Here is a 13,034-nt window from a genome sequence, read left to right as displayed (position 1 = left end):
CTACAATTTTTTCAGCCGCAGCACGCACCGTCCCCTGCACTGCAGCCTTTATTTCAAGGCTCCTTCCGTAATCCCTTTGATGATTTGATTTTGCACAAAAAGATACAAGACAAGCACAGGAATAATCGTCATCATTAATCCTGCCATTAAAGGCGCGTAATCAACCGAATAGGAAGAGAAAAACGTAAACGTAGAAAGAGGCAGCGTCCTTTGATCCGGCGATAGCAAAACCAGGCTGGGCAGCAAATAATCATTCCAAATCCAGAGCACATCCAGGACAATGAGCGTCACGAAAACCGGCTTCAACAAAGGCAGCACAATCTGGAAAAAAGTTCGCAGCCTCGAGCTCCCCTCGATAAAAGCCGATTCTTCCAATTCGTAAGGAATCCCTTTGATAAATCCATGAAAGGTAAATACACCGAAGGGAACCCCGAACCCCAAATACAAAAACAGCAGCGTTGCCTTCATATTCAGCAGATCCAGCTTTCCGTACAGCATGACCAGAGGAATCATGATCACCTGGAACGGAAGCGCCATGGAGCCGAGCATAATGAAAAATAGGACGGCATTCAGTTTCCACTTATAACGAACAAACAAATATCCGGTCATGGACGAGAAAATAACAATAATGAAAACAGCAACGATCGTAATGAACAGCGAGTTAGAGAGCCCTTGCATGAATTTCATGTTGTTAAATGCATGGGTGTAGTTCTCAAAATGAATACTGCCGGGAAACGATAACGGATCTTCGATAAACTGCTGCGTTTTTTTGAAAGAGTTCATGACGACCAGCAAAAAGGGAATTAAAAATACAAATAAACACACATACAGAATGACGGATTTGATCATTGTTGCGGACTGTCGAACAGCCATTACGATTCGACCTCCAATTTCTTGAGCAGGTAAGATTGAGTAAGCGCAACCAGGGCTACGACGGCAAACAAGACAACCGCTTCCGCCTGTCCGATTCCGTATTGATTGGACAAGAAAGCTTTTTGCACGATATGATAAGAGGCTAATTCGGTCGAATTAAACGGCCCGCCTTTCGTTAAGGCAAGGTTGATATCGTAAGTTAAAAATGAGCGGGAGATGGAAATAAAAATACATATGACGATAGCCGGGATGGAAAGCGGCAGTATGATTCTGCGAAGTCTTGAATAACCGTTCGCCCCGTCTATGCTGGCAGCTTCCAACACATCGTTGGGCACGCCCGAGAATCCGGCAATATAAATGATCATGAGATAGCCGATTAATTGCCAAGCCGTTGCGATGACGAGCGCCCAAAATGCGGTATCCGTATCCGTTAACCACGACGATTTAAACAATGCCCATCCGTACTTATTCCCTATATATGGCATGATCTGCGAGAATAGAGTCTGCCATAAATATCCCAGTACGATTCCGCCAATTAAGTTCGGAGTGAAAAAGCCCGTTCGAAGCCATTGCTCACCTTTCGCCCCGCTGGTCAACATCAATGCTATAAAGAAAGCTGCCACATTGGAGATGAGTACCGTAAGCAATACATATTTAATGGTAAACCACAATTGGGCGAGAAAAACTTTATCATGAACAACTTTTGAGTAATTAGACAAGCCAACGAATGAAATGTTAGCCGTTCGAACATCCCAATTCGTAAACGTCAGGTATACTCCAACCAGGAACGGGATCAAGACAACTGCAGCAAATGCCAATACGGCGGGGGCCCCGAACAGCATAAAAGTCCCCGCATTCCTAATATAAATTTTGCTTCTCATATCGCCGCACCCTTTACTTCCCTGCATTGGACTTCCAATAATCCTGAACCTCTGATGCGAGACCTTTTCGGTCTATCTTTCCTGCCAAATATTTTTGCATGGAAGCCCCGGTTTTGGACCACCAGTCTTGCGGCAAATAATTGATGACTCCGATATTAAGCACTTTCCCTTGATCGACGTATTTGGCTACGGCATCGGAAATTACGTTTGTGCTTTTCACCTTTACATCCTTATAAGGCATGGATAAGCCCATTTTGGCCACAATCGCACTTTGTCCCTGCTCACTTGTAAGCATCCATTCGATAAATGCTTTGGCCGCTGCCTGCTGCTCCGGAGTGGATCCGGATTTATCAATGGCGAACAGCTTCGGTTCCGTATATGCTACCTGAGTGTTGCCGTAGTCGGCCGGATTGTTGCTAACCGGTACCGGAAGGATGCCGAATTCTTTATCCCTTCCTTCAAGAGTGCCAATTACAGCCCAAGTCCAATCTCCCATAAAATAAAATGCCGCGTTGCCTTTGGCGAAATCTGTGCTGTCTTTACTGTAATCTGCGACAAGCGGGTCATTTTTTCTGGCATTGTATTTCTTTAATAAGTCGAATGTGTCCATCAGGCCGGTGAATTGCTGATTGTCCGCCAAATTGGCTTTGCCATTTTTCAAATCTTCTACAAACTTGCGATTCTCCTCCACTTTCGGCGATTGCAAAGAATAGGCCAGTCCCAAATAATGCGCGCCTAAGGACCAATCCGCCCCGTGAATCATCACAGGCGCTTTGCCGGCAGCTTCAATTTTCCTGAACAGCGCCTCCAGATCGTTACGGGTTTTGATGGATGCCGGATCGAAGGCCCCCCCGATTGATTCCTCAACGACCCGTTTGTTATACAATAAGCCATAGCCTTGAGCTGTCCATGGAATGCCCAAGAATTTGCCGTCCAGCAAAGCGCCGTCAACCGCCCCGGGCTTCGTCAGTTTCTCATATTTCGCTTTCTCCGTCTCTAGATCCATGAACTTGTCCTTATACTGGAGAATCGTTCCCGGGTCAAGATTGGCTATTGTGGCCGGATTGCCGGATGCCAGCAGGGATTGGAATTTCTCCAACTGCGCGCCTCCAATTGGCGTTGGAATCAATTCAACGGTTACATTAGGGTTCTGCTCGTGATAAATTTTAAAAAGGTCCTCGAACACGTTGTTTACTTCTGCTGAAGTATTAAAAAAAGTAAGCTTGACGCCTTTTGCCTGTTGACCGGCTCCCGGCGAGGAGCTTGAGGCATTGTTCTGGGAACATGCCGCTAATGTGGAAAGCAACAAGATCGAACCCATTCCCGCAGCAACACTCTTCATAATTTTCAAATCCGTTTCCCCCTCAAGTGTAATTGAATGCGCTATCATTTTTATGATAATCGGTTGACATATCGTGTGTCAACCGGTTGTCACAAACTTTTCCGATCTATGTATCTTGGGGAGATAATGACCATTTTTTATTTGAATCTAATTACAAAAATCAAAAATGTTGGTATAAATATAAATAAACCCTACGCTCATTTTAGCCGCAGGGCTTATTTTTATAACATTTTTATCCTAGAAGACTTGTTGAGCTGCTTGAAGATTGAAGGGATCGTTCTTACTGTGACGGAGTAAATTTGATCCAATCATAGACTGCTTTTGCCCTATTTCCGTTGTAGTGACCTGCCCATTCGTCAACCCCATTCGTATTCCAGAGGTTTGTCATGATCTTGCCCGGATGGGATGGAATATTGTTCGTCGCAGTTGCTTTAAGGACACCGTCCACATACCACTTAATATAGCCTGGTTGCCAGTCGAAAGCGTATGTGTGGAAACCTTGGGAGGCATCGAATCCCAAGTCTGCCAAGATCTCATGATGACCGACACCATTCGTATAATAGTTAAACTGCACTTTATTGGTTTTATTCCCCAAAAATTCAATATCAATCTCATCCCACGGCGCATTGAAAGACGGTCCGGTATAAGTGAAGAAAGAAGAAATCACACCGGAGACTGCAGCCGGTTTCATCGAAACTTCATACAGGCCATAGCCATAATAGCTATTCGACTTGTACTCCCCGCATGCATATGGAGGATTTGCCCCCTGAACGTCATTTGTGATCGATAGTTCCATCTTACCAGCGGAAAAATTCACATTGCCTGCCCGCCAATTGCAATTGAAAACAGAATCTCCATTTTTGTATCCGTTCGACTTCGTCCAAATAGACTGGTTATAACCGTCAAGAGGTTCCCATAAGACTTGACCGGCATCAGCCTTTACAGCCGGAATGAGGATTAAGACCGGAACAACTGAAAGTGCAAATCGGGTTAGAAACTTTTTCCACATACAAAAAACACCACCTTAATTTAGATTTAATATGAATCGGGAACACTAAGAGCTTCATTCCCCCTTCTAGTAGTAAGACACTCCAATAAAAGCGCTTACATTCAACTTTATTGTTACTATAGCATGAATGAAATTGCCCCGAAATAACATTAAACCAATATTCATACCAATATATTAACCTATATATGTAAAACATTTCCTTATTGAATTAATTATTCCAAAATGCAAAAATAAGGAGACCGCTGCGTAAGCGGCCCTTCTTATTCCATTTATTTTGCTCTTTGACCGCGATACCAATCGTTAACTTCTTGAGAAATCTTATCTCCCCCGTAAGCGAACCACTTGTTTACAAATAAATCAAAGTCGCTTTCAGGAGCATCGTTGAACAGAATTTCTTGGAAAGTCCGCTGTTCAAGCTTTTGAAGAAGTTCCCATTTTGTTTTCATAGTTGGAGTAGGCGGCCCTGTAAACGCTTCTTTCTTGGAAGCTTCTGCCGGAGAGAACAATACGGGCGCGATTTCCTTTGGAATGGCATCCATGACTTTGGACGGAATACGCGCTCCATCAAAGGTCAACGTATAGGATGCCACTCTAACGGCTCCTCCCGGGATTAATGCGTGCTCCATTGCCGAAGGGACTCCATCAACTATCGTCCAATCGTAGTCCTGCGCAAGTCCATGTGCAAATTCGCCTGTTGAAGTGGCATAATAATCAAACAAGTAGTTTTGGTACTTGAAGAAAATTTCGGGATCTTTCATCTTTTTATTAATAAGCACGGCCCCGTTAACGGGCAGCGTCCCTCTTCTCCCAACAAAACCTTTCGGACCGCTGGGAATGGGTATCGCTTTAATCACAGCTTTGGAGTCGTTCTTCAGCAGATCGGATAACGGCCATCCCGACATCCAATAAGGACCTGCGATAATGCCCGCCTTGCCGGCAATGAATAAATCCGCCGCTTTCGTCTCGTTGTACCATTCGCTTTCTTTTGAAACATAACCTTGTTGGATCCATCTTTTCAACAACTGCAATGCATCCTTGGCGCCGGGCTGGACTGATCCATACTTTAGATTACCGTCTTCCGCCCGATTCCATTGCTTGGGTATTGTCCCAAATGCGCCGAAAATCCAGCTGGAATCAGCCATCCACGTGCTGGGGCCGTTTCTTAATCCAATCGATAGGCCGAATGTATCATCCTTGCCGTTTCCGTCGGGGTCCTTATACGTGAACGCTCCCATCACACTTTCAAGCTCTTCTATCGTTCCAGGAACCGGCAGGTGCAGCTTATCTAACCAATCCTGACGAATCCAGAGTACCGGATCTGTCGTATACCGATAGTCAAGGATTGGAATCGCATATTTTTTCCCATCGCGCATAAAGAAATCCCATACCGAAGGGTCCTCCTGCATGGCGCTTTTCCAGACGGGTGAGGCGTATTTGTCGAATAAATCACCGGTTTCCATGAATTGTCCCGAGTCGATTAATTCTTGTATCACATCTCGATCCCTTGTGGCAACAATATCCGGCATATTGCCTTTAGCCAGCTCTATTCGCAGTTTGTTGGCGTAAGCCCCGTTGGAATCGGGAATCGTCCAGAGATACCGGATTCGGATACCCAAACGTTCTTCAGCCCATTTGGTATGTACATTTTTCTCCAAATTCTCGCCATTTTTAAATTTCATGTCGGGGTTTATCGAACCAACCGTGTACATGGTTACCGGGGGGACATATTTTCCCAGTATCGCGTCGTAATGTGCCGTCTCTTGCGTAAGAGAGGAACCGGCGTGTTCTTTATGGTTTGTTTCCATGCATCCGGAGCAAATGATCAGCACCATTACCATCAGTATTTTTCCCCATATCTTTCCCATCAGGAGGCCTGCCTTTCCGAACAGCTTCGTACTAAATGTATCTTATCACAAATTTTAAAGTCAACTATGGTATAATTTCACTAAGAAAAACAATTGGGAAGTAAAGGATGGGTCCGTTGCGAGTGCGCGCTAATCTTTTCGTCAAAATAACTGGATTCCTATTCGCGATCATATCGGTAACATTATTGCTATATGGATTATCCTACCAAAAGGATGTTGACGTCATCACCGAACAAATCAAAACTTCGGATTTGAATCATTTAGACTTTTTCACCAAACAAATGGACAATAACATCAATCAGTTAGCCGGTTTGGTTTATACCTTGCAACGCGATCCGACCATTCGCGAATATGAACATATCCAAGATCTCAATCATCTTATTGACCCTAACAAAACCACGCTGACAGTTCTGGAAAAGTTGGCTCTGCAAACCAGTTCAAGCACGTGGGAGAATCAGATTACAATTTACAATATACAAAAACGCGAGGCCCTGTCTTCAGATGCTTCGGCTGTTTTCGAAGAGTCTCTGCTTAAGAAGCCACTGCTCAAAGGCTGGAATTATGAGATGAAAAATGCGGATGGCGGATTTCACTTGCTGCTCGCGGATCCTGTCGACTTTGCAGAAACGCCGGAATTGTCGAATATGATCATTGAAGTCCGTTTTCCAGTATCCAATTTGCAAAAAATGATCGGGGAATATCAGTATTTCGGCGATACTTTCCTGTACCATCCAAAATTCGGGCTTATACGAAATCAGAATTTGGACACAAAGCTGGCAACCGGGATTATTGACAATCTGCAGAACATTTATGCTGAGCAGCAGTTTTCAACCATCGTCTATCTGGAAGGCAAGCAATATCTGGTCAGTATGATTCGTTCATCATCGTTAGGATGGTATATGGTTCATTATTCGCCGCTTGAACAAATTTTACATCCAATTAGAACCAGTAGGCTTTCATTTATTACCGCTTCTTTCGTATTGCTTGCCCTCAGCACTTTGTTCTCTCTAAACTTGTTCCGTCAGGTACAGCGCCCAATTGGCATTCTGCTCAGAGCGGTAAACAAGATGAAGGAAGGTTATTGGTCCACGCGAATCCGGACGAAGGCAAATAACGAATTCTCCATGTTGAATCAAGGGTTTAACGAAATGGCTCAGAAGGTTCAGGAACTGATCGAACGTGTCTATCTCGAACAACTACGGGCCAAGGATGCTTATCTGAAGCAATTGCAAGCACAAATTAATCCGCATTTTCTTTATAACTGCCTTTTTTTCATGAAAAGCAAGGCAAGAGTAGGCGATACGGACTCCGTTGAAGCGATGGCGCTTAACCTTGGCGAGTATTATCGCTACATAACGCGAATGGATCATTCATTGACAACGATCGGACAAGAAATGAAGCTGGTGGAAAACTATTTATCGATTCAAAATCTGCGCAAACAACGTATCGATTATTCCATAAGCATCACGGACGTTTTGCTTGCGGAGCCCATTCCCAAATTGTTAATCCAGCCCATCGTTGAGAACAGCATTATCCATGGGATCGAAAAGAAATTGGGTGGCGGCCGGATCATCATCTATGGAGAAACGAAAGATGACACACTGATCATTTCAGTCGAAGACAATGGAGCGGGAATGGATCCCCGCCAAATGGATGAGCTCTACGCCGTACTAGACACGCCAATCCGCGAGGATGGCGGATGCGGGCTTTGGAACGTTCAGCAGCGTTTGAAACACCAGTATGGCGACTTGTCCGGTTTGCACATTGAACCTTCCCAGCTTGGGGGAGTCAAGGTCACACTTCGCATCCAGAAGAAAGGACTCAATCATGTTACAAATACTACTCGTTGACGATGAACCTTATGTTGTAGATGACTTGTCTGTCACAATCCCTTGGGCGGAGTTGCAGTTTGAACAAGTCCACAAAGCCTACTCAGGACAAGAAGCGTTAGAAATCCTTAGACACAATCCTATCGATATCGTTATCACGGATATCAGCATGCCCGAGATGTCCGGCCTGCAGCTGATCGAAGAAATTCGCAGCGGGTGGAAACATATCAAATGCGTGCTGCTTACCGGTTATGCGGAATTTGAATATGCCAAGAAAGCTATCCAGCACCAAGCAAGCGCTTATTTGCTAAAGCCGATCGGGGATGAGCAATTGATCGAAGTGCTTCGGCAATTGCATCTTGAGATTCAACGTGAATGGGAGACATTAGCTTCCTTCCAGAATACGATGCAGACGTTTCGAGAGCATCTTCCTTTGCTGCGAGACCGGCTGCTTAATGAACTTCTACAAGGACGACGGTTCTCGAATGACCAACTTGCCGAACAAATTCAGAAGTATCAGCTCCCCCCACTGATCGATGAACGCGTCGCGCTTATGATCGTGCGGCTTGAAGATTATTTTCAAAAGCAGGACATGAATAGCATCCATCTGTTCGAGTATGCCATTGTCAACATTGCAAATGAATTGTTCCATGAACAGTTCGACATCTGGTCATGTAAAGATGTACATGAGTATTTGGTCTTTTTGCTCAAGCCGAAATTACCGGATGTCCATACCCATTCCATCACTCAAACCGCCTTTCAATTGCAAAAGAACATTAATTTATATCTTAAAGGCGCCGTTTCCATCACGACAACGGACTGGGGGAAATTTCCATACGAAATGCGCGGGCTTTACCAATCTGCGGTCTCCTTAATCAGGCGGAGAATCGGACAAGATACCGGGGTTTTCCTGACCGTGGATCAGCAATCCGGCAATAGGGACATCCAAATTATGCAATCGCTATATGAACCTCCGACCTTCTTTCATTTGTTCGAAGCGAACCGCTGGGATGCCATTGAAGAAAAGCTTCACACTGTTTTTCATGAGTTAAAAAACAGCGGAACGCAGTCTCAGGAGCATATCGAAGAGACCAGACATTATCTGAAAACGGCATTTTATTATATTGCCCATAAAAATAACAAGTTGCTGGGGGATATCATCGGCTCCATCATGGATGAGGCCAGAAAGTTCCACTCGCCCGATATGCTGAAGAATTGGGCTATGAATGCCGTAGGACAATTAAGAGCCTATTTTGATCTGGAGCATCAGGATCAGCGTGCCATTCTTATTAACGGAGTACATGACTTTGTAGATCAGAATATCGGTTATGTTTCCCTTCAGTCCATTGCAGACCATGTACACTTACATCCTGTCTATCTCTCTAAAATTTATAAATCCGAAACCGGAAAAAGCATCAGTGATTATTTGTTTCAGGTTAAAATGGAAAAAGCAGCACATTTATTAACCAATAGCCAGCTTAAAATTTATGAGATTTCATCCATGCTCGGTTACTCGACTGCACACTATTTTATAAAGCTGTTCAAAGAATACAGTCAAATGACTCCCCAGGAGTTCAGGGACCGGTCAAACTGAGCGATTTTGGAAATTCAAAGAACGGAGCATCGTTAAGACGCTCCGCGTTTTTTTTGTAACGATAAACTCCAGCATTTGCTAGAAAACCTTTAATCTACAAATCAAAACCGTTTTGACGAATAACTTCCTTATACCAGTAGAAACTGTTCTTTGGCGTGCGGGTTAACGTTTGAAAATCGACATGTACGAGTCCAAATCGTTTGCCGTATCCTTCCGCCCATTCAAAATTATCCAGCAATGACCAGGTAAGATAACCGATCAGATTCACGCCGCTCTCCAAACAACGATTTACCTGGATCAAATGCTGCTTTAAATATTCAATTCTCCTCGTATCGTTTACGTGCCCTTCCTCTACCTCATCGTTATAGCAAGCGCCATTTTCTGTAATTAGTAGCGGGATATCCCCATACCTTTGCGTAATATAACACAGCACATTGTAAAACCCATCGGGATAAATAAACCAGTCAAAATCCGTCTTGGCATACCCGGTATCGATACCCTCATAGTCGAATAAACCTTCGTCCTGCTTATATCTGCCTACGTTCCCCGTATAATAATTAATGCCTATAAAATCTATCGGATAGCGGATAATCTGCATATCGCCATCCTCGATCTCCAATTTGACTCCCTTTGCCGCAAACCAATCGAGCATAAACTGCGGATACGTTCCTAATAAAACAGGGTCCATAAACCATTCCAGAAAGTAGCCAACGCCTCTTCGGCATGCATCCGCATCTTCCTTGCGGTTGGAATATGGCTCCAACCACGTCACATTAGGGGCATAACCTATTTGGCCTTCGATTCCCAGTTCTCTGAAACGTTTCACGGTTCGGCCATGAGCGATCAGGAGATGATGTGAAATCGTAACGGCGAGCTGCAAGTCCCGATTCCCCGGCGCGTGAATACCCACATAGTTGGAGAGGAATGAAATGCACCATGGTTCGTTTACAGTTATCCAGTACTTGATTCTCCCTGCAAATTTGCGGAAAATGATTTCCGAATAGGCAACAAACGCATCAATTGTACCTCTGTTCTCCCATCCGCCACGATCCTGCAACGTTTGCGGCAAATCCCAATGATATAACGTACAAACGGGCTCGATTCCGGCCGCTAAAAGTTCATCAACCAGATTTGAATAATATTCGAGACCTTTCAAATTGAGCTCTCCGGTGCCATCAGGCAATATCCTGGGCCACGCAATAGAGAAGCGATACATCGTAGTTCCCAAGTCTTTCATAATTGCGATATCTTCTTTGTAACGATTGTAGCTATCGCATGCGACATCGCCATTATCGCCATTCTTTACATTTCCGGCCGTATGTGAAAATGTGTCCCATATAGAAGCCCCTCGCCCGTCATCCTTCCAGGCTCCTTCTATTTGATAAGCGGCAGTCGCCGCTCCCCAATGGAAATTTTGCGGGAATCGTATTTGTGCCATTGATCATTCTCCTTTCTTTCTATCGATCATGATTTATTAGTTGAAATTCTAAATTGTTGCAATACATCTTTCAGCGTTCCGGACAGCAATTCCATTTGGCACGAATAAACAACTAATTTTTCACTTATCTGGAATTGCTCGCGTGAAAGATATGTTACCTGCAAATCAAGCTTTTGAGCCGCTTGAATAACCGTTTGATGGGCAGCCGTGGCCACTTTGTCTTTGATAATATTTTCAGAAACTTTGTAGGAAAGCGTTCCAAGCACACTGACCAAAATGACGATACTAAAAAAAATGATAGCTGCCAATTTCCAGCCGACACGTTTCTTGATAAATCCGGGAATCAAGTGAACGAAGGGTACAACGAAGCGCTTTTTCATCGGGACTACCGTCCTTCTTCAATCAAGGTTTGACCGTCAAGATTTAACTGCTCCCGTCATGGCGCCTTCAATAATGTACCGCTGCAAGAAAATATACAGGATGATCATCGGACTTGCCACGATGACGAGGGCCGCGGCCAATAAAGTCCATTGGTTGCTGAATTGGCCGTAGAACTTGAATAAGCCCAGTACAATTGGAAATAGCTTCTTATCGGAAAGATATATGGTCGCCCCAATCACGTTGTTCCAGACCCCTATTGCCTGCAAAATCGCGCTTGTCGCCAATACGGGTTTTATTAGAGGCATAATTATCGTCATCACATATCTGGAGTAGCTGCAGCCATCGATGCTGGCCGCTTCATCCAACTCTCTTGGGACTGCTTTTATGTAGCCCGTCATGAGCATAAATCCAAGACCGATTCCCGTGTTCACCAACATATACCCGATTCTGGTATTATACAAGCCTAGCCAATGGATCAAGTTCCACTGCGGAATCATATTGTTCGGCAAAAAAATCGCGATCATAAAAAATACGTACACAAAGCTGCTCCATTTGATATAACCACGGGATACGGGAAAAGCAGCCAGAGCGGAAATCAGAACCGACGCCCCGACCGATACCCCGGTGTAAAGTAAACTGTTCCAAATGTACGTGCTAAAATTGCCCTGTTTCCATGCATTCACATAGTTCTCAGGTTGAAATTGCTTGACGATGCCTACCGGGTCCACAATAAATTCGACGTCCGGCTTAAAGGAAACATTAAACAGATATAAAAGGGGATACAGGTAAAGTATCACCATGATCAGCATGATAAGATAGCCGAGAGGTCTGGGCACCAAATGCATCTTCATTACAACTGCACCTCTCTTCGCCGTAAATAATATTGAGCAATTACTGCTATGACCAGGACAATGCCGAATTGAATAACAGCAACCGCCGAAGCAAATCCTTGTCGAAGTCCTAAAGCACCCGGCGTACCTCCGAATGCGGCACGATATATTTCATAACCAAGTACACTTGTGTTGAAGTTGCCTTGAGTCAGAACAAAAACTACGTCATATGTTTGCAGCGATCCAATAATGGCCAAAAGTAAATTGACTGTGGCCGTCGAAGCCAGCATTGGCCAAGTGATATGAACAAACGATTGCCATGCTCTGGCGCCATCAATATGACCCGCTTCATAAAGATCGCCCGGGATTGCCTGCAAGCCGGCAAGAAAGATGACCACCGTATATCCCAACGAGCCCCAAATTTGTATAAAGATAACGATGTAGAACGCCAAATCGTAGGAGCCCAAAAAAGTTGAAGAGCCGCCGAATATCCCCAACAGCTTCTGAACCGGGCCATCCATCGGATTAAACATGAGCGACCAAATCAATCCGAAGACGGTTACGCCCAACACGACCGGCATAAAAATCAGCGATCTGTAAAACAAATGGCCTTTCAATTTCGAATTAATAATGTTAGCGAGAAGAAGCCCGATAGCTGTCTGCACGATCGTGACAGCCAAAGAAAAAATGATCGTTCTCTTGACCGAAGCCAAATAAGCCGCCGTTCTGCCTGAATGAAAAAACTCCTTATAATTATCAAAACCGATAAAGTGCCACTTCACTCCTGCAACCCCTGAAATATCGGTAAATGAATATAAAATGCTAACCATTGAGGGTCCGAAAGAAAATGCAATGTAAATGATTAATGCCGGCAACAGGAATCCGTAAGGAGCCCATCTATGCCACTTTTTACCGAATGGATACATCTCCAGCAACTCCTGTCCAGTGAAAAATGGGGGTAGGCGCATAAGCAGGACTACCCCCAAGTCTTT

11 protein-coding genes are annotated in these 13,034 nt (G+C 44.5%); 2 read left to right on the top strand and 9 right to left on the bottom strand.

From position 1 onward, the window contains the following. Positions 1 to 48: 48 nt before the first annotated feature. The 5 genes from AC0LWT_RS15125 to AC0LWT_RS15105 form a co-directional block, all read right to left on the bottom strand. Positions 49 to 873: a carbohydrate ABC transporter permease gene (locus AC0LWT_RS15125; RefSeq protein ID WP_474682089.1), complete on the bottom strand. Its 825-nt coding sequence runs from the start codon at positions 871 to 873 to the stop codon at positions 49 to 51. After that, a complete protein-coding gene (locus AC0LWT_RS15120; protein ID WP_474682088.1) occupies positions 873 to 1,754 on the bottom strand; it encodes a carbohydrate ABC transporter permease in 882 nt (293 codons plus the stop codon). The genes AC0LWT_RS15125 and AC0LWT_RS15120 overlap by 1 nt, the downstream gene beginning before the upstream one ends. Before the next feature lie 13 nt (positions 1,755 to 1,767). Then, positions 1,768 to 3,096, bottom strand: a complete 1,329-nt coding sequence (locus tag AC0LWT_RS15115; protein ID WP_474682271.1) for an ABC transporter substrate-binding protein — start codon at positions 3,094 to 3,096, stop codon at positions 1,768 to 1,770. Positions 3,097 to 3,376: 280 nt separating this feature from the next. After that, positions 3,377 to 4,105: a beta-glucanase gene (gene bglS / locus AC0LWT_RS15110; RefSeq protein WP_474682087.1), complete on the bottom strand. Its 729-nt coding sequence runs from the start codon at positions 4,103 to 4,105 to the stop codon at positions 3,377 to 3,379. 269 nt (positions 4,106 to 4,374) lie between these two features. Then, the gene (locus tag AC0LWT_RS15105; RefSeq protein ID WP_474682086.1) at positions 4,375 to 5,970 is read right to left on the bottom strand and encodes an extracellular solute-binding protein; all 1,596 of its coding nucleotides are present in this window, start codon (positions 5,968 to 5,970) and stop codon (positions 4,375 to 4,377) included. Between the two features lie 107 nt (positions 5,971 to 6,077). Between AC0LWT_RS15105 and AC0LWT_RS15100 the strand changes: the two genes are divergently transcribed. After that, entirely contained in the window at positions 6,078 to 7,820 is a 1,743-nt protein-coding gene (locus tag AC0LWT_RS15100) for a sensor histidine kinase (RefSeq protein WP_474682085.1), read from the top strand. Further along, entirely contained in the window at positions 7,750 to 9,393 is a 1,644-nt protein-coding gene (locus tag AC0LWT_RS15095) for a response regulator (RefSeq protein ID WP_474682084.1), read from the top strand. Before AC0LWT_RS15100 ends, AC0LWT_RS15095 begins: the two co-directional genes overlap by 71 nt. A 94-nt stretch (positions 9,394 to 9,487) precedes the next feature. Here the strand turns inward: AC0LWT_RS15095 and AC0LWT_RS15090 are convergent, their stop codons facing one another. From AC0LWT_RS15090 to AC0LWT_RS15075, 4 genes are read right to left on the bottom strand one after another with little or no spacing between them, the layout of a single operon-like run. After that, positions 9,488 to 10,831, bottom strand: a complete 1,344-nt coding sequence (locus AC0LWT_RS15090) for a GH1 family beta-glucosidase (protein ID WP_474682083.1) — start codon at positions 10,829 to 10,831, stop codon at positions 9,488 to 9,490. Between the two features lie 26 nt (positions 10,832 to 10,857). Continuing rightward, positions 10,858 to 11,211 (bottom strand): hypothetical protein, encoded by a 354-nt coding sequence (locus tag AC0LWT_RS15085; protein ID WP_474682082.1) that lies wholly within the window; start codon positions 11,209 to 11,211, stop codon positions 10,858 to 10,860. 36 nt (positions 11,212 to 11,247) lie between these two features. Further along, on the bottom strand, positions 11,248 to 12,063 hold the full coding sequence (locus AC0LWT_RS15080) for a carbohydrate ABC transporter permease (RefSeq protein WP_474682081.1): 816 nt from the start codon (positions 12,061 to 12,063) through the stop codon (positions 11,248 to 11,250). After that, complete coding sequence (locus AC0LWT_RS15075) at positions 12,063 to 13,028, bottom strand: carbohydrate ABC transporter permease (RefSeq protein WP_474682080.1); 966 nt, start codon at positions 13,026 to 13,028, stop codon at positions 12,063 to 12,065. The genes AC0LWT_RS15080 and AC0LWT_RS15075 overlap by 1 nt, the downstream gene beginning before the upstream one ends. Between the last annotated feature and the right edge of the window lie 6 nt (positions 13,029 to 13,034).

Source organism: Paenibacillus sp. sgz302164 (assembly GCF_056120505.1).
The sequence above is the reverse complement of the archived record's forward strand: the minus strand, read 5'-3'. Positions and strand labels throughout refer to the sequence as shown.